Genomic DNA, 17066 nt, shown 5'->3' with positions numbered 1-17066 from the left:
AAAAAGCATAAAAAAGGCGCAACAAGAAAACGTTTGCTATTTATTGCCGCAGGTCAATTCCCTTTTGCTGCGAACTCGCACATAATACGCCCCCGGTTTGCACACCGGGAATCCAGGAGAGTTCATGTACTACCCCTTCGTTCGTAAAGCCCTTTTCCAGCTCGATCCAGAGCGCGCACACGAGTTTACTTTTCAGCAATTACGCCGCATCACCGGAACACCGTTTGAAGCGCTTGTTCGGCAAAATGTTCCAGCGAAGCCGGTTAACTGTATGGGACTGACCTTTAAAAACCCGCTTGGTCTGGCAGCCGGTCTTGATAAAGACGGGGAGTGTATTGATGCCCTTGGTGCAATGGGATTTGGATCGATCGAGATCGGTACTGTCACCCCGCGTCCACAACCAGGAAACGACAAACCGCGTCTTTTTCGCCTGGTAGATGCTGAAGGTTTAATAAACCGTATGGGTTTTAATAACCTCGGCGTTGATAACCTCGTAGAGAACGTTAAAAAAGCCCATTACGACGGTGTTCTGGGAATCAATATCGGCAAAAATAAAGATACTCCGGTTGAGCAAGGCAAAGATGACTATCTGATTTGTATGGAAAAAATCTACGCCTATGCAGGATATATTGCCATCAATATTTCATCACCAAATACCCCGGGATTACGCACTCTGCAATATGGCGAAGCGCTGGATGATTTATTAACGGCAATTAAAAATAAACAAAATGATCTGCAAGCGCACCACCACAAATATGTACCAATAGCAGTGAAGATCGCGCCGGATCTTTCTGAAGAAGAGTTGATCCAGGTCGCCGATAGTTTAGTTCGCCATAATATTGATGGCGTCATTGCAACTAATACGACCCTCGATCGTTCTTTAGTTCAGGGAATGAAAAATTGTGATCAAACCGGTGGCTTAAGTGGTCGTCCCTTACAATTAAAAAGTACGGAAATTATTCGTCGCTTGTCGCAGGAATTAAACGGCCGCTTACCGATTATTGGTGTTGGTGGTATTGACTCGGTAATCGCTGCTCGCGAGAAGATAGCTGCGGGGGCTTCTTTGGTGCAAATTTATTCCGGTTTTATTTTTAAAGGTCCGCCGCTGATTAAAGAAATCGTTAACCATATCTAATTATTTCTTTCATTTTCTCTTTATAAGATAATCAGGGCTTTATTTTCAGCCCTGGTTGTTTTATATTCATTGCTGTTACTTATTTAGACATTTTGTACTTTTCTTGTTGAGGTTATTAAGCGAAGCAACAATGGAATATGTTGCAGTGGATTTATAGGGTAGAGGAGAAGCATATGCGAATTAAACCAGACGATAATTGGCGTTGGTATTATGATGAAGAGCATGATCGAATGATGCTTGATTTAGCCAATGGCATGCTATTTCGCTCACGTTTTGCGCGCAAGATGTTGACACCAGACGCCTTTTCTCCTGCGGGATTCTGCGTTGATGACGCCGCGCTCTATTTCTCGTTTGAAGAAAAATGCCGCGACCTTAACTTATCAAAAGAACAAAAAGCTGAACTGGTGCTTAATGCGCTGGTGGCAGTTCGTTATCTCAAACCGCAAATGCCGAAAAGCTGGCATTTTGTTTCTCATGGTGAAATGTGGTCGCCAGTGCCGGGTGATGCAGCCTGTGTCTGGTTAAGCGATACCAATGAACAAGTCAGCCTTCTGGTTGTTGAATCTGGTGAAAATGCCGCGTTGTGCCTCCTTGCGCAGCCTTGTGTTGTCATCGCTGGTCGCGCCATGCAACTGGGTGACGCCATCAAAATTATGAATGACAGGCTGAAACCTCATATGAGTTATGACAGCTTCAGCCTTGAACAGGCCGTTTAACCTTTCAGTTTCAATGCAGTCTTCGGTACACAACTACAGCAAAGAATTGTCCCGTCGTCGCTCATAGCTGATTTTTTCAGCGGGGTGACTTCGCCTTCCAGAAGCTGAACTCGACAACTTCCACATATGCCCGCGCGACAAGAATAGGGGATCCGAATCCCTTGATTTTCTAATTGTTCTAACAATACCTGTTGATTATTACCGCGAAATGCCAGTCCTTGCCAGTCGATATCTACATTCGCATCCATTTGCTGCTTTGTCGGGAGAGTATCGTCTGAGGCTGCCGCGCCGTAGATTTTCGCCGGTGCAGTAGCAAGAATTTCCACTGCATCACCAACACGAACAACGCCACTATTGCGGGCAATTAAATTCTGACCAAAATCGACATCGCCATTATCCTGGGCAGTACGGAAGGATTGCAGCGTTTTTAACGGTTCGCCTGCCGGATGCTTTTGTCCATTTTCCGGGCTGACAGTGGTGAAAATGCAGCGGCTGCAGGGCTTTACCACGTCAAACACCACATCGCCAATGCGAATCACTTTCCAGGTATCTTCTTCCCAGGCTGCCGCGCCGGAAACCACCAGATTGGGGCGAAATTGCTCCATTTTTACACTTGCCGGGCAGCGTTGCTGCACATCACGCAGTGAGGCTTCATTAGCGAGCAGATACGGATAGCCATCAGCAAACGACAAGGGTACAGTGTTATGGCGTTTTACGCGCCGTGTCATCTGCGGTCCTACCCAGCGCAATTGCACTTCACGGGAGAAAAAGCCGCTTAACCATTTGTTGATCTCATCTGGCGCAATGCGTGCAGTAAAATGGTTACCCCACACTTCGGTTGGCGCGTCCTGCATAGCGAAATCAGCAAAACGGATGTATGCGCTGCTGCCATCTGGCGCGGTGAGATGTAAGCCGTCATGCACGGGCGAAGGGGTAAACCGCACCATCTGCGGAAACTGGCGGGCAGTAATAAACGTACCGTCAGGTTCTGTGACCATAAAGGTGCGATCGAAGGCCAGACCGCTGACATCAGCCAGAGCATGTGTCAGACCGATGCCGCGCATCGATTTAACAGGATGAATAAAAAGCCGGGTTAATGTCGTCACGGTGCGGTCCTCAAATGAAAATAAGCCCTCAACTTTATGACATGACGCGCTTATTAGCTATAATGCGCAACAATTTTCTTAGTGCCTATCCCGTTAGGCTATTTTATTTGTCAGTTTAGCCCTGGGCAGTGCTCGAAATCCTCACGTACTGGTGTACGTTCCGGTTTCTCCATGCTGTCCATGTCCAAACTGACTGCAACAATTACGCCTACTGCGGTAGGCCTTAGAGTAAAAGTGACGATATGAATTCTCTGTTTGCCAGTACGGCCCGTGGGCTGGAAGAGCTGTTAAAAACTGAACTCGAAAACCTGGGGGCCGTTGAATGCCAGGTGGTTCAGGGTGGGGTCCATTTCAAGGGCGACACGCGGCTTGTTTACCAGAGCCTGATGTGGAGTCGCCTGGCCTCACGTATTATGTTGCCGCTGGGCGAGTGCAAGGTTTACAGCGACTTAGACCTTTATCTCGGCGTTCAGGCGATCAACTGGACAGAGATGTTTAATCCTGGCGCGACCTTTGCTGTCCACTTCAGCGGTCTGAATGACACCATCCGCAACAGCCAGTACGGCGCGATGAAAGTCAAAGATGCGATCGTTGATGCTTTCACCCGTAAGAATTTGCCGCGTCCGAATGTCGATCGCGATGCGCCGGATATCCGCGTGAACGTGTGGCTAAATAAAGAAACCGCCAGCATCGCTCTCGATTTAAGTGGTGATGGTTTGCATCTGCGCGGCTATCGCGATCGTGCGGGTATTGCGCCGATCAAAGAAACTCTGGCGGCGGCAATTGTGATGCGTTCCGGTTGGCAGCCAGGAACACCGCTGCTCGATCCAATGTGTGGTTCTGGTACGTTGCTGATTGAAGCGGCGATGCTGGCGACCGACCGCGCACCGGGCTTGCACCGCGGGCGTTGGGGCTTTAGCGGCTGGGCGCAACATGATGAAGCTATCTGGCAAGAAGTAAAAGCGGAAGCGCAAACCCGCGCCCGTAAAGGTCTGGCTGAGTACAACTCTCATTTCTACGGTTCCGACAGCGATGCGCGGGTGATTCAACGTGCGCGCACCAACGCCCGTCTTGCGGGGATTGGCGAACTGATCACTTTTGAAGTGAAAGATGTCGCGCAATTGACCAATCCGCTGCCAAAAGGACCGTATGGTACAGTGTTGAGCAACCCGCCTTACGGCGAACGTCTGGACAGCGAGCCGGCGCTGATTGCGCTGCATAGCCTGCTGGGCCGAATCATGAAAAACCAGTTCGGCGGCTGGAATCTCTCTTTATTCAGTGCCTCGCCGGATCTGTTAAGTTGCCTGCAGCTGCGTGCAGACAAACAGTACAAAGCGAAAAACGGTCCATTAGACTGCGTGCAGAAAAATTACCACGTTGCCGAAAGCACTCCAGACAGCAAACCGGCAATGGTGGCAGAAGACTACGCCAACCGTCTGCGTAAGAACCTCAAAAAATTCGAGAAGTGGGCGCGTCAGGAAGGCATTGAATGCTACCGCCTGTACGACGCCGATCTACCGGAATACAACGTTGCCGTTGACCGTTATGCCGACTGGGTGGTGGTGCAGGAGTATGCGCCGCCGAAAACCATTGATGCGCACAAAGCGCGCCAACGTCTGTTCGATATTATCGCGGCGACCATTTCGGTACTCGGGATTGCGCCAAACAAACTGGTGCTGAAAACCCGTGAACGCCAGAAGGGCAAAAATCAGTACCAGAAACTGGGCGAGAAGGGCGAGTTTCTTGAAGTTACCGAATATAACGCTCACCTGTGGGTGAACCTGACGGATTATCTTGATACTGGTTTGTTCCTCGATCACCGTATCGCCCGTCGTATGCTCGGTCAGATGAGCAAAGGCAAAGATTTCCTCAACCTGTTCTCCTATACCGGTAGCGCCACTGTGCACGCGGGATTAGGCGGCGCGCGCAGCACCACTACGGTGGATATGTCGCGTACCTATCTGGAGTGGGCAGAACGTAACCTGCGCCTTAACGGCTTAACCGGTCGTGCGCATCGCCTGATTCAGGCCGACTGCCTGGCGTGGTTACGTGAAGCAAATGAACAGTTCGATCTGATATTTATCGATCCACCAACCTTCTCTAACTCGAAACGAATGGAAGATGCGTTTGATGTTCAGCGCGATCATCTGGCGCTGATGAAAGATTTGAAACGTCTGCTGCGTGCAGGTGGGACGATCATGTTCTCGAACAACAAACGTGGTTTCCGTATGGATCTTGACGGACTGGCAAAACTGGGACTGAAAGCACAAGAAATTACGCAAAAAACGCTCTCCCAGGATTTCGCCCGTAACCGCCAGATCCACAACTGCTGGCTGATTACCGCAGCCTGAAAGGAATAGTAATGTCATTAATCAGTATGCATGGCGCATGGCTGTCGTTCAGCGACGCGCCGCTTCTCGATAACGCAGAACTGCATATCGAAGATAACGAACGTGTTTGTCTGGTGGGCCGTAACGGCGCAGGCAAATCGACGTTAATGAAAATCCTTAACCGTGAACAGGGGCTGGATGACGGTCGCATTATTTACGAGCAAGATTTGATCGTTGCGCGTTTGCAGCAGGATCCACCGCGTAACGTTGAGGGTAGCGTTTATGATTTTGTTGCCGAAGGCATTGAAGAACAAGCGGAATACCTGAAACGCTATCACGATATTTCGCGCCTGGTGATGAACGACCCGAGCGAGAAGAATCTCAACGAACTGGCGAAGGTTCAGGAACAGTTGGATCACCACAACCTGTGGCAACTGGAAAACCGCATCAACGAAGTACTGGCGCAGCTTGGGCTGGATCCTAACGTCGCGCTGTCGTCGCTTTCCGGCGGCTGGTTGCGTAAAGCCGCATTAGGGCGAGCGCTGGTGAGTAATCCGCGCGTGTTGCTGCTCGATGAACCGACTAACCACCTGGATATTGAAACCATCGACTGGCTGGAAGGTTTCCTGAAAACGTTCAACGGTACGATTATTTTCATCTCCCACGACCGTTCATTTATTCGCAATATGGCGACGCGTATTGTCGATCTCGATCGCGGCAAATTGGTCACCTATCCGGGTAATTACGACCAGTATTTGTTGGAAAAAGAAGAAGCCCTGCGCGTGGAAGAACTACAAAATGCCGAGTTCGATCGCAAACTGGCACAGGAAGAAGTGTGGATCCGCCAGGGGATCAAAGCACGCCGTACCCGTAATGAAGGCCGCGTGCGTGCGCTGAAAGCAATGCGTCGCGAGCGTGGCGAACGTCGCGAAGTGATGGGTACTGCAAAGATGCAGGTAGAAGAGGCCAGTCGCTCCGGTAAGATCGTTTTCGAAATGGAAGACGTTTGCTACCAGGTTGACGGCAAGCAACTGGTGAAAGATTTTTCTGCCCAGGTTCTACGTGGCGACAAAATTGCCCTGATTGGTCCGAATGGGTGCGGCAAAACCACGCTGCTGAAACTGATGCTTGGTCAACTTCAGCCGGACAGCGGACGCATTCATGTCGGCACTAAACTGGAAGTCGCCTATTTTGACCAGCACCGCGCGGAACTCGATCCCGACAAAACGGTGATGGATAACCTTGCTGAAGGTAAGCAAGAGGTGATGGTTAACGGTAAACCGCGCCATGTACTGGGCTATTTACAGGACTTCCTGTTCCATCCGAAACGGGCGATGACGCCGGTGCGCGCGCTTTCTGGCGGGGAACGTAACCGTCTGCTTTTGGCGCGTCTGTTCCTGAAACCCAGTAACTTACTGATCCTCGACGAACCGACCAACGATCTCGATGTTGAAACGCTGGAACTGCTTGAAGAGCTGATCGACAGCTACCAGGGTACAGTATTGCTGGTTAGTCACGATCGTCAGTTTGTTGATAACACCGTAACAGAGTGCTGGATCTTCGAAGGTGGCGGCAAAATTGGCCGTTATGTCGGCGGTTATCACGACGCGCGCGGACAGCAAGAACAGTATGTGGCGTTAAAACAGCCTGCGGTGAAAAAAAACGAAGAAGTAGCTGCGCCGAAAGCAGAAACTGTAAAACGCAGCAGTAGCAAACTAAGCTATAAATTGCAGCGCGAATTAGAACAGTTACCGCAACTGCTTGAAGATTTAGAAGCAAAACTGGAAGCCTTACAGGCGCAGGTGGCAGATGCCTCTTTCTTCAGCCAGCCACATGAGCATACGCAAAAAGTGCTCGCTGATCTGACTGCCGCCGAACAGGAACTGGAGCAGGCATTTGAACGTTGGGAGTATCTTGAAGCGTTAAAAAATGGTGGCTGATCGCTAATCAGTTAAGTGAAAAGAGAGACTGCTGATAACGGCCAAATTGCCTGATGCGCTACGCTTATCTGGCCTGGGTGGAAACGTCAATTTATTGCGTTTCCACGAGCTCCCTGAGCGGATAATGCGGTAGTTCAGCATCCGGCATTAAAAGCGAGTGCTATGTCAGCATTCTGTAGAATAGCGCATCATTAAGGAGTACCAATGTGCGAACATCATCATGCCGCGAAGCACATCCTGTGCTCGCAGTGTGACATGCTGGTGGTTTTACCCCACCTTGAGCATGGTCAGAAGGCGGCATGTCCTCGGTGTGGCACAACGTTAACCGTTGCGTGGGATGCCCCTCGACAGCGTCCTACCGCTTATGCGTTGGCTGCACTGTTCATGCTGCTGCTGTCCAACCTGTTCCCTTTTGTCAATATGAACGTTGCGGGGGTAACCAGTGAGATTACGTTGCTGGAAATCCCGGGCGTACTGTTTTCCGAGGACTATGCCAGCCTCGGTACTTTTTTCCTGTTGTTTGTGCAACTGGTCCCCGCGTTTTGCCTGATTACTATTTTACTGTTGGTTAATCGCGCGGAAATACCTGTTCGTTTAAAAGAACAACTGGGGCGGGTACTTTTTCAGCTTAAAACCTGGGGAATGGCGGAGATTTTCCTTGCCGGTGTGTTGGTCAGTTTTGTCAAACTGATGGCTTACGGCAGCATTGGCGTGGGCAGTAGTTTCATTCCCTGGTGTTTATTTTGTGTGCTGCAATTACGCGTCTTTCAGTGCGTTGATCGCCGCTGGTTATGGGATGATATTGCCCCGATGCCAGAGCTTCACCAGACGCTGAAACCCGGCATAACGGGAATACGCCAGGGGCTGCGTTCTTGCTCATGCTGTACGGCAATTCTTCCTGCCGATAATCCCGTGTGTCCGCGCTGTGGCACCAAAGGATATGTTCGACGCAAAAACAGCCTGCAATGGACATTGGCACTGCTTTTTACGTCGATCATGTTATATCTCCCGGCGAACATCTTACCCATTATGGTGACCGATTTTTTAGGCTCTAAGATGCCGTCGACCATTCTCGCCGGGGTCATCTTATTATGGAGCGAAGGCTCTTATCCGGTTGCCGCCGTCATCTTTTTAGCCAGTATCATGGTGCCAACTTTAAAGATGATCGCTATAGCCTGGCTGTGCTGGGATGCGAAAGGGCACGGCAAGCGTGATAGTGAAAGAATGCATTTGATTTACGAAGTTGTTGAGTTTGTAGGCCGCTGGTCAATGATTGACGTTTTCGTGATAGCGGTGCTCTCGGCGCTGGTGCGTATGGGAGGCTTAATGAGTATTTATCCGGCAATGGGTGCATTAATGTTTGCTTTAGTCGTCATTATGACAATGTTTTCTGCGATGACGTTTGATCCACGTTTGTCGTGGGATCGTCAACCTGAACCAGAGCATGAGGAGTCCTGACAGTATGGAATCTAATAGTGGGGAAGCCAAAATCCAGAAAGTGAAGAACTGGTCCCCTGTGTGGATATTTCCCATCGTTACGGCACTCATCGGGGCCTGGGTACTTTTTTATCATTACAGTCATCAAGGGCCGGAAGTTACCCTGATCACTGCTAATGCGGAAGGAATAGAAGGCGGCAAGACTACCATTAAAAGTCGTAGCGTGGACGTCGGTGTGGTCGAAAGCGCCACGCTGGCTGATGATTTAACGCATGTTGAAATCAAAGCGCGTCTCAACGCCGGTATGGAAAAACTGCTGCACAAAGATACGGTCTTTTGGGTAGTGAAACCACAAATTGGTCGTGAAGGCATTAGTGGCCTTGGTACGTTGCTTTCCGGGGTGTATATCGAGTTGCAACCGGGGGCTGCAGGCAGCAAGCAAACAAAATATGATTTGCTTGATTCTCCACCGTTGGCCCCACCAGATGCCAAAGGGATCCGTGTCATTCTTGACAGCAACAAAGCTGGGCAGCTCACGGCGGGAGATCCCGTGCTGTTTCGTGGTTATCGCGTAGGGTCGGTTGAAACCAGCACCTTCGATACTCAGAAGCGTAATATCAGCTATCAACTGTTCATCAATGCGCCTTATGACCGCCTGGTAACGAGCAACGTTCGCTTCTGGAAAGATAGCGGCATAGCGGTGGATCTAACCTCGGCGGGGATGCGCGTAGAGATGGGGTCATTGACGACGTTGCTAAGTGGTGGTGTCAGCTTTGACGTGCCTGAAGGACTGGACTTGGGACAGCCGGTTGCGCCAAAAACGTCATTCGTTTTGTATGATGATCAGAAGAGTATCCAGGATTCACTGTACACAGATCACATTGATTATCTGATGTTCTTTAAAGATTCGGTACGCGGTCTGCAACCTGGCGCGCCAGTGGAATTCCGCGGTATTCGTCTCGGTACGGTAAGCAAAGTGCCATTCTTTGCGCCGAATATGCGTCAGGTCTTTAACGATGATTATCGCATTCCAGTCATGGTGCGTATTGAACCAGAACGACTGAAAATGCAGCTAGGTGAAAATGCTGATGTGGTAGAACACCTGGCCGAATTGCTGAAGCGCGGTTTACGCGGTTCACTGAAAACCGGGAATCTGGTCACGGGAGCGCTGTACGTCGATCTGGACTTCTATCCAAATGCTCCGGCAATTACCGGTGTGCGTGAGTTTAATGGCTATCAAATAATCCCGACCGTTAGCGGTGGTCTGGCGCAAATCCAGCAACGTCTGATGGAAGCGTTGGATAAGATTAACAAACTGCCGTTGAACCCGATGATTGAACAGGCGACCAGTACGCTGTCGGAAAGTCAGCGCACGATGAAAAACCTGCAGACTACGCTGGATAGTATGAACAAGATCCTTGCCAGTCAGTCGATGCAACAGTTGCCGACGGATATGCAGTCGACACTGCGCGAATTGAATCGTAGCATGCAGGGCTTCCAGCCGGGTTCCGCAGCTTATAACAAGATGGTGGCGGATATGCAGCGTCTTGATCAGGTATTGCGTGAACTGCAACCGGTTCTGAAAACGCTCAACGAGAAGAGCAACGCGCTGGTATTTGAAGCGAAGGATAAAAAAGATCCAGAGCCGAAGAGGGCGAAACAATGAAAAAGTGGCTAGTGACGATAGCGGCACTGTGGCTGGCCGGATGCAGCTCCGGTGAAATTAACAAAAACTATTACCAATTGCCTGTGGTGCAGAGCGGTACGCAAAGTACCGCCAGCCAGGGTAACCGCCTGCTATGGGTCGAGCAGGTTTCCGTACCTGATTATCTGGCAGGGAATGGCGTGGTATACCAGACCAGTGATGTGAAGTATGTGATTGCCAATAACAACCTGTGGGCCAGCCCGCTGGATCAACAGTTGCGCAATACTTTGGTCGCTAACCTGAGTGCGCAACTGCCCGGTTGGGTCGTAGCCTCCCAGCCTTTGGGAAGTACCCAGGACACGCTTAATGTGACTGTGACAGAGTTTAACGGCCGTTACGATGGTAAGGTGATAGTGAGTGGCGAGTGGCTACTAAACCATCAGGGACAACTGATAAAACGTCCGTTCCGTGTGGAAGGGGTGCAGAATCAGGATGGCTACGATGAAATGGTCAAAGTGCTGGCCAGTGTCTGGAGTCAGGAAGCCGCTACTATTGCGCAAGAGATAAAGCGTCTACCTTAATTATAAAGATTTGTAAATATAACCGTCTCCGGCATGTAGCCTGAGGCGGTTTTTTTGTTTATAAGCCATGGGAAAACTTGTTCCGCTTCACATTTTTTGTACAACCGACATGCCCGTGTAGCTCACAAATATGGCAGAGGCGTGAATTTTGCGCATTGACGGCAGTTATGATTCGCGGTATTGCTTAACTGTGATTGCACATTTAGTAATCACTGTTTTCTTTTCCACCAGAAACCAGTATGAGGGAAACGAGGCATGAAGAGACAAAAACGAGATCGCCTGGAACGGGCACATCAACGTGGTTATCAGGCCGGCATCGCCGGACGCTCAAAAGAAATGTGTCCCTATCAGACGCTGAATCAAAGGTCACAATGGCTGGGAGGCTGGCGAGAAGCCATGGCGGACAGGGTAGTAATGGCCTGATTCTGTCTCTTTAAAAAGAAACCTCCGCATTGCGGAGGTTTCGCCTTCATATACTCTGTCTGATTAAAATCAGAATGCAGACGTATCCTGGAACAGACCTACTTTCAGGTCGTTGGCGGTATAGATCAAACGACCATCAACCAGCACTTCGCCATCCGCCAGGCCCATAATGAGACGACGGTTAACAATGCGTTTAAAGTGAATACGATAGGTCACTTTTTTCGCCGTCGGCAGTACCTGGCCTGTGAATTTCACTTCGCCAACGCCCAGGGCGCGGCCTTTACCTTCGCCGCCCAGCCAGCCGAGGTAGAACCCTACCAGCTGCCACATCGCGTCCAGGCCCAGGCAGCCCGGCATTACCGGATCGCCGATGAAGTGGCAACCGAAGAACCACAGGTCCGGATTAATATCCAGCTCTGCTTCTACATACCCTTTGTCGAAGTTACCGCCCGTTTCAGTCATTTTGACCACACGGTCCATCATCAGCATGTTCGGTGCTGGCAATTGTGGGCCTTTAGCACCAAACAGTTCACCGCGACCAGAGGCAAGAAGGTCTTCTTTTGTATAGGATTCGCGTTTATCTACCATGTTCTCTGTAAGCCTTATTTTATTGAAGCACGCAGGATAGCTAACACGTGTACGCTGAACAAGTCCGATCAGTTCGGAATAAACCAGTTCAGCCAACGTAGTGGCCACGGAAAACGGTGACGCCCTTCCTGTTGCGATGCTTGCGCGATACGTTCCTGGATAGTTTGCATCAGCGTCGTCTGGCCTTCGCCATCCCACACCAGATTTAATAATAACGGCAGTGCATCAGTCACATCGTCCACTGCCCAGATGGTGAATTTGCCTTCCTCTACCGCCTTCACCAGTTCACTGTGGAGACTTAAATGGCGAACGTTAGCGCTGGGGATAATCACACCTTGCTTCCCACTTAACCCACGCTGCTGGCAGATAGCAAAGAAGCCTTCGATTTTCTCATTCAGACCGCCCACAGGCTGGGCGCGACCAAACTGATCCACTGAACCTGTAATAGCGATACTCTGATTCACCGGGACATCAGCAAGGGCGCTGATCAGAGCGCAGAGCTCGGCCATTGATGCGCTGTCACCATCCACTTCACTGTAAGATTGCTCAAAGGTCAGTGACGCCGAGAAAGGGATCTGTTGCTCAAGCTGAAGTTCCGACATCAAAAACGCCTGCATGATCATCATCCCTTTAGCGTGAATGTTGCCGCCAAGCTCCGCTTTTCGTTCGATGTCGGTGAATTCACCATCGCCAATATGCACAACGCAGCTAATGCGAGAAGGTTCGCCAAATGCGCGTGGATGGCCTGGAAATTCAATGACCGAAAGGGCGTTAATTTGCCCGATGCGTTCACCTTCGGTTTCAATCAGGATCTGCTCTTGAAGGATTTCATCCTGCATGCGCTCGGCGAGGAAACCTTCGCGCCATTCCCGCTGCTGTAGCATTAAGTTTAGCTGCTCGCCGGAGAAGTTATCACCTTCGCACAATGAAGCGACTTCTTTACACTGGCGGAGGATCCACTGCGGACTAAGGGGCAGCGTTTCTTGCTCACCGGTATAGCGTACTGCTTCGCGGATAAGCACCGGCCAGGCGTCGGCATCTGGCGCTGGCAAGTGGTTAAGTCTGGCAATAAAAGTCACCCAGCGACACCACTGGCGTACGGATTCGGCATCGACTATCTGCAGAGTATCTTCAAATTCGCTATAGATCGCTTGTTCAGACAGTTCTGGCTCCATCTCCTGGAAATCGGCCAATGAATCGCGTTCGCCTACCAGAATGACTTTCAGCTTCAATGGCATCGAAGGTACAGAGACGGGGAGAGGGCGCGACTCATCAAATGCTATCCAATCGAAGCGTTCGCGGTTGACGATGTTCTTCAGACGCATCCACAGCAATGGCTGGGCCAGCAGTGTACGCAAGGAGATAATCAAAATGCCGCCATTGGCCTGATGTACCAGTCCTGGCTGCAAGGTAATGTCGCCATTAAACTGGCGCAAACAGCCAAAAAGCTGTTCGGCTTCAGCCCAGTCAGCAGTAACAACTTGGGTTAAGGTCGCAAAATTATCGTCAGTGCTAACTGCGTTCCGTAAGCGTATGGTGTGGCCGGAAATCTCATAGTGAGCGCCCATCAGTTGGCCTGCATCGCTTTGTAGCGTGCGTGCAGCATCGGCTATAAGATTCAGATAATCGGATTCTTCCGGCGCTTTTGCCAGTATAAAAGAGGATGATGCCCGCGCGTGCAGCAACTGCTCAAGCGCAAATTGCAGTCGCGGTTGAGTGTCACTGAATAAAGGATCGTTTTCGTCAATCAAATGTGGCTGTGCGAATACTTCCTGATAGCTTTCGGTATCAGGAATCAGGTCACGCCATGCAAGTTTCGTAATGGTCAAAGTCGATGTTTTTTAGTCTGTTGTCAAAGGCGCGATTATACCGTAACCGGCACTGCAGCACACGTAGAAAGCACCGACAAAAGTCCCAGCATGCGCGTTAAAGCTCACAGGACAGAGATTCTTTTCATCACGCAGGTAAAAAGCTGATATTCTGTAAAGAGTTACACGGTAACATTGAGATCGCTATGAAATATCAACAACTTGAAAATCTTGAAAGTGGTTGGAAATGGAAATATCTGGTGAAGAAGCACCGTGAAGGTGAGTTGATCACCCGTTACATAGAGGCCAGTGCCGCCCAGGAAGCCGTCGATGTGTTGCTATCGCTGGAGAACGAACCTGTACTCGTAAATGGCTGGATTGAAAAACATATGAATCCAGAGCTGCTTAATCGCATGAAACAGACGATTCGGGCCAGACGAAAACGGCACTTTAATGCGGAGCATCAGCATACGCGCAAGAAATCTATCGATCTGGAATTTATTGTCTGGCAAAGGTTAGCAGGGCTTGCGCAACGTCGCGGTAAAACGCTATCCGAAACGATTGTCCAGCTGATTGAAGATGCGGAAAATAAAGAGAAGTATGCGAATAAAATGTCTTCTTTGAAGCAGGATTTGCAGGCATTACTTGGTAAGGAATAACTGGCGAAGGTCATTTACTTTACTACAGATGAAAAAAAACCCCGCAGTAGCGGGGTTTTTTATTAGACGAGAACTTAAGCCTGCGGCTGAGTTACAACGTCTTTGATGCCTTTAACTTCGATCTCTACGCGACGATCCGGAGCCAGGCAGTCGATCAGAGCAGCACGCTGTTTCACGTTGTCACAGGTGTTGCCAGTAACCGGGTTGGATTCGCCCATACCACGTGCGGAGATCTTGTCAGACGGGATACCTTTGGAGATCAGGTAATCAACGACGGACTGAGCACGACGCTCGGACAGACCCTGGTTGTAAGCGTCAGAACCGATGCGGTCAGTGTAACCCAGAACAACTACGGAACCGTCTTTCGGATCCAGGTTGCTCAGCTGGCTGTACAGCTGATCCAGAGCAGCCTGACCTTCCGGTTTCAGGGTTGCTTTGTTGAAGTTGAACAGAACGTCAGACTTCAGAGTGAAGTGCTTGGTCTGTACTTCCGGTGCCGGAGCTGGAGCCGGAGCAACTACTGGAGCTGCTTCGCCCTGACCGAAACGGTAGGAAACACCCAGGCTCAGCAGACCGTTGTCCGGACGAGTACCGATGGTGTTAGCGTCACCGATGTTGTTGGTCCACTGATATTCCAGACGGGTAGCGATTTCTGGAGTGATCGCGTATTCAACACCGCCTGCGAATACCGGAGAAACGCCGGTGTCGTGGTCTTTAAAGGATGGGCCACCAGGTACGTTAGCCTTGGTGTCTGCGCGCCATACCATACCACCCAGACGAGTGTAGATGTCCAGATCGTCAGTGATTGGGTAACCCAGTTTAGCGGTCAGCTGAACGCCCTGAGCTTTGTATGCGCCGTTGATGTTGTCGCCTTTGTACGGCATACGACCTAACCAGTCGTAACCCATTTCAAAGCCAACATACGGGTTAACCTGGTAACCACCAAAAGCACCTGCACCCAGTTGGTTTTCGTGGGTCGGACCATTGTTAGGAATGAAACCAGTGTCATGGTACTGGGACCAGCCCAGTTTAGCACCGGTGTACCAGGTGTTATCTTTCGGAGCGGCCTGCGCTACGGTAGCGAAACCAGCCAGTGCCACTGCAATCGCGATAGCTGTCTTTTTCATTTTTTGCGCCTCGTTATCATCCAAAATACGCCATGAATATCTCCAACGAGATAACACGGTTAAATCCTTCACCGGGGGATCTGCTCAATTGTAACTCTGCCGATAAATTCGGCTTATGCCGAGCACCCCTGGCGATGTAAAGTCTACAACGTAGTTGAAAACTTACAAGTGTGAACTCCGTCAGGCATATGAAAAAAAAGACTTGTATAAGGTGCGTTTAACCTTTTTTGTTAACGATACTTTACAGGATAAAATCGCGGAAACCGCTTCAGACAAGCCTCCACAAGTAAAATTAGTGACAAGTGAAAGCGTCTACGGGTTAACAAAAAAAGTTCCAGGATTAATCCTAAATTTACTTAATGATACAAATTTGAGTGAATTTTTAGCCCAGAAAGTTGTCTCGTGGCGTGAGAGTGTGTGCTTACTGGACGCATAATAAACCCCATTGCGTTACCTTCATTGGCGGCATCAACAAGATCAGCATGCTCTTCTTCTGTCAGATCGTCTGCCAACCAACCGATCACTACGCTGTAATTTCCCGTACGCAAAGCACGAACCATTGATTCCACGGTGTGACAAGGGGAAAGCTGGCTTATCTGCATCACCTTAGTTAAGGGTAGTCCCGCTGCCTGAACCCATTCACGACTTAGTTTTTGTTGCGGCGTTAACCAAAGTTGCCAACGCGATTGTTGGCCGAGTTGCTGTAATAATGGCAAAAGCAGGAGTTGCGTCATCATGGGCTGATCTTCGCGATAGACAACTTCACTAATTAGCCCGGCTGTAGTGTTTTCCGTAGAGACACGCGCAATTTTGCTTGCAGTGGAGGAGAACATCGAAGAACGATTTGCGTAGCCTGAAGTGTACATAATCAATCCAGCCCTGTGAGTTACTGTATGGATATACAGTACATCCAGTGACAACAAAGATCAACACAAATTTCGGAAAGAGCCTCGCAATTTTTGTCGTTGGTGACCTGAAAACTTAAATTAATCTTGCCCCTTGAGAATAAGTTGCCTATTTTCGTATTTAACGGATCCGTTAATGTGAATCATTCTTTTATATTATGATTTTAAAAGGAATTTTATGAAAAGCCTCTCCTACAAGCGGATCTATAAGTCACAAGAATACCTGTCGACGTTAGGCACTATTGAATATCGATCGTTGTTTGGCAGTTACAGTCTGACCGTTGACGATACAGTGTTTGCGATGGTTTCTGATGGTGAGTTGTATCTTCGGGCTTGTGAGCAAAGCGCACAGTACTGTGTAAAACATCCACCAGTCTGGCTGACATACAAAAAGTGTGGCCGTCCCGTTACTCTCAATTACTACCGGGTTGATGAAAGCTTATGGCGGAATCAACAGAAGTTGGTGCGGTTGTCGAAATATTCGCTGGACGCTGCGCTTAAAGAGAAAAGTACGCGCGACACCCAGCAACGGCTGAAAGATTTGCCCAATATGTCTTATCACCTGGAAGCGATTCTCGGGGAAGTGGGGATTAAGGATGTTCGGGCGCTACGTATACTTGGGGCGAAAATGTGCTGGTTGCGACTACTGTAGTGGCATAGTAAATT

At 49.7% G+C, this 17066-nt stretch carries 14 protein-coding genes and 1 pseudogene; 10 read left to right on the top strand and 5 right to left on the bottom strand.

The genetic code is table 11. From position 1 onward, the window contains the following. Window positions 1-124: 124 nt before the first annotated feature. A complete protein-coding gene (gene pyrD, locus FEK43_RS06940; RefSeq protein WP_130205367.1) occupies window positions 125-1135 on the top strand; it encodes a quinone-dependent dihydroorotate dehydrogenase in 1011 nt (336 codons plus the stop codon). Window positions 1136-1308: 173 nt separating this feature from the next. Then, entirely contained in the window at window positions 1309-1851 is a 543-nt protein-coding gene (gene zapC / locus FEK43_RS06935) for a cell division protein ZapC (RefSeq protein WP_064528385.1), read from the top strand. On the opposite strand, the gene ycbX is transcribed toward zapC, so the two are convergent. Continuing rightward, window positions 1848-2957 (bottom strand): 6-N-hydroxylaminopurine resistance protein YcbX, encoded by a 1110-nt coding sequence (ycbX, locus tag FEK43_RS06930; RefSeq protein ID WP_135406330.1) that lies wholly within the window; start codon window positions 2955-2957, stop codon window positions 1848-1850. The genes zapC and ycbX overlap by 4 nt on opposite strands. Window positions 2958-3199: 242 nt before the next feature. On the opposite strand from ycbX, the gene rlmKL reads away from it, so the two are divergent. The 6 genes from rlmKL to rmf all read left to right on the top strand — a co-directional run bounded on the left by rlmKL (window position 3200) and on the right by rmf (window position 11313). Then, window positions 3200-5308 (top strand): bifunctional 23S rRNA (guanine(2069)-N(7))-methyltransferase RlmK/23S rRNA (guanine(2445)-N(2))-methyltransferase RlmL, encoded by a 2109-nt coding sequence (rlmKL, locus tag FEK43_RS06925; RefSeq protein ID WP_064528388.1) that lies wholly within the window; start codon window positions 3200-3202, stop codon window positions 5306-5308. An 11-nt stretch (window positions 5309-5319) separates the two neighbouring features. Continuing rightward, a complete protein-coding gene (locus tag FEK43_RS06920; RefSeq protein WP_130222102.1) occupies window positions 5320-7227 on the top strand; it encodes an ABC transporter ATP-binding protein in 1908 nt (635 codons plus the stop codon). 204 nt (window positions 7228-7431) lie between these two features. Then, complete coding sequence (gene pqiA / locus FEK43_RS06915) at window positions 7432-8685, top strand: membrane integrity-associated transporter subunit PqiA (RefSeq protein ID WP_135406331.1); 1254 nt, start codon at window positions 7432-7434, stop codon at window positions 8683-8685. A gap of 4 nt (window positions 8686-8689) precedes the next feature. Beyond that, on the top strand, window positions 8690-10330 hold the full coding sequence (gene pqiB, locus FEK43_RS06910) for an intermembrane transport protein PqiB (protein WP_130205377.1): 1641 nt from the start codon (window positions 8690-8692) through the stop codon (window positions 10328-10330). Beyond that, window positions 10327-10890 carry a membrane integrity-associated transporter subunit PqiC gene (gene pqiC / locus FEK43_RS06905; RefSeq protein ID WP_064528397.1) on the top strand — a complete coding sequence of 188 codons (564 nt, stop codon included), beginning with the start codon at window positions 10327-10329 and terminating at the stop codon, window positions 10888-10890. Before pqiB ends, pqiC begins: the two co-directional genes overlap by 4 nt. 255 nt (window positions 10891-11145) lie before the next feature. After that, window positions 11146-11313, top strand: a complete 168-nt coding sequence (gene rmf, locus FEK43_RS06900) for a ribosome modulation factor (RefSeq protein ID WP_000828648.1) — start codon at window positions 11146-11148, stop codon at window positions 11311-11313. Between the two features lie 69 nt (window positions 11314-11382). On the opposite strand, the gene fabA is transcribed toward rmf, so the two are convergent. Further along, window positions 11383-11901 (bottom strand): bifunctional 3-hydroxydecanoyl-ACP dehydratase/trans-2-decenoyl-ACP isomerase, encoded by a 519-nt coding sequence (gene fabA / locus FEK43_RS06895; RefSeq protein ID WP_000227926.1) that lies wholly within the window; start codon window positions 11899-11901, stop codon window positions 11383-11385. A gap of 68 nt (window positions 11902-11969) precedes the next feature. Continuing rightward, on the bottom strand, window positions 11970-13730 hold the full coding sequence (locus tag FEK43_RS06890) for a Lon protease family protein (protein WP_135406332.1): 1761 nt from the start codon (window positions 13728-13730) through the stop codon (window positions 11970-11972). Between the two features lie 185 nt (window positions 13731-13915). On the opposite strand from FEK43_RS06890, the gene matP reads away from it, so the two are divergent. Continuing rightward, entirely contained in the window at window positions 13916-14368 is a 453-nt protein-coding gene (gene matP, locus FEK43_RS06885; RefSeq protein WP_064528401.1) for a macrodomain Ter protein MatP, read from the top strand. A gap of 74 nt (window positions 14369-14442) precedes the next feature. Here matP and ompA read toward each other — a convergent pair whose 3' ends face one another. Together ompA and sulA are read right to left on the bottom strand one after the other, a co-directional pair. Next, window positions 14443-15495, bottom strand: a complete 1053-nt coding sequence (gene ompA, locus FEK43_RS06880) for a porin OmpA (RefSeq protein ID WP_064528817.1) — start codon at window positions 15493-15495, stop codon at window positions 14443-14445. A 356-nt stretch (window positions 15496-15851) separates the two neighbouring features. Further along, window positions 15852-16361, bottom strand: a complete 510-nt coding sequence (gene sulA / locus FEK43_RS06875; protein WP_064528402.1) for an SOS-induced cell division inhibitor SulA — start codon at window positions 16359-16361, stop codon at window positions 15852-15854. 217 nt (window positions 16362-16578) lie between these two features. On the opposite strand from sulA, the pseudogene FEK43_RS06870 reads away from it, so the two are divergent. Next, a pseudogene (locus FEK43_RS06870) lies at window positions 16579-17046 on the top strand (TfoX/Sxy family protein); the annotation flags it as partial. Window positions 17047-17066: the final 20 nt, after the last annotated feature.

Origin of the sequence: Escherichia sp. E2562, from assembly GCF_005781075.1 — a bacterium.
In the GTDB taxonomy this organism is placed as follows: Bacteria; Pseudomonadota; Gammaproteobacteria; order Enterobacterales; family Enterobacteriaceae; genus Escherichia.
Note: the sequence above shows the minus strand (reverse complement) of the source record. Positions and strands in the feature narration are given on the sequence as shown.

Excerpts from the sequence above, each read along its gene's own strand:
- pyrD (WP_130205367.1), top strand. The coding sequence starts at position 125 with ATGTACTACCCCTTCGTTCGTAAAGCCCTTTTCCAGCTCGATCCAGAG.
- zapC (WP_064528385.1), top strand. The coding sequence starts at position 1,309 with ATGCGAATTAAACCAGACGATAATTGGCGTTGGTATTATGATGAAGAG.
- rlmKL (WP_064528388.1), top strand. The coding sequence starts at position 3,200 with ATGAATTCTCTGTTTGCCAGTACGGCCCGTGGGCTGGAAGAGCTGTTA.
- FEK43_RS06920 (WP_130222102.1), top strand. The coding sequence starts at position 5,320 with ATGTCATTAATCAGTATGCATGGCGCATGGCTGTCGTTCAGCGACGCG.
- pqiA (WP_135406331.1), top strand. The coding sequence starts at position 7,432 with ATGTGCGAACATCATCATGCCGCGAAGCACATCCTGTGCTCGCAGTGT.
- pqiB (WP_130205377.1), top strand. The coding sequence starts at position 8,690 with ATGGAATCTAATAGTGGGGAAGCCAAAATCCAGAAAGTGAAGAACTGG.
- pqiC (WP_064528397.1), top strand. The coding sequence starts at position 10,327 with ATGAAAAAGTGGCTAGTGACGATAGCGGCACTGTGGCTGGCCGGATGC.
- rmf (WP_000828648.1), top strand. The coding sequence starts at position 11,146 with ATGAAGAGACAAAAACGAGATCGCCTGGAACGGGCACATCAACGTGGT.
- fabA (WP_000227926.1), bottom strand. The coding sequence starts at position 11,901 with ATGGTAGATAAACGCGAATCCTATACAAAAGAAGACCTTCTTGCCTCT.
- matP (WP_064528401.1), top strand. The coding sequence starts at position 13,916 with ATGAAATATCAACAACTTGAAAATCTTGAAAGTGGTTGGAAATGGAAA.
- ompA (WP_064528817.1), bottom strand. The coding sequence starts at position 15,495 with ATGAAAAAGACAGCTATCGCGATTGCAGTGGCACTGGCTGGTTTCGCT.
- sulA (WP_064528402.1), bottom strand. The coding sequence starts at position 16,361 with ATGTACACTTCAGGCTACGCAAATCGTTCTTCGATGTTCTCCTCCACT.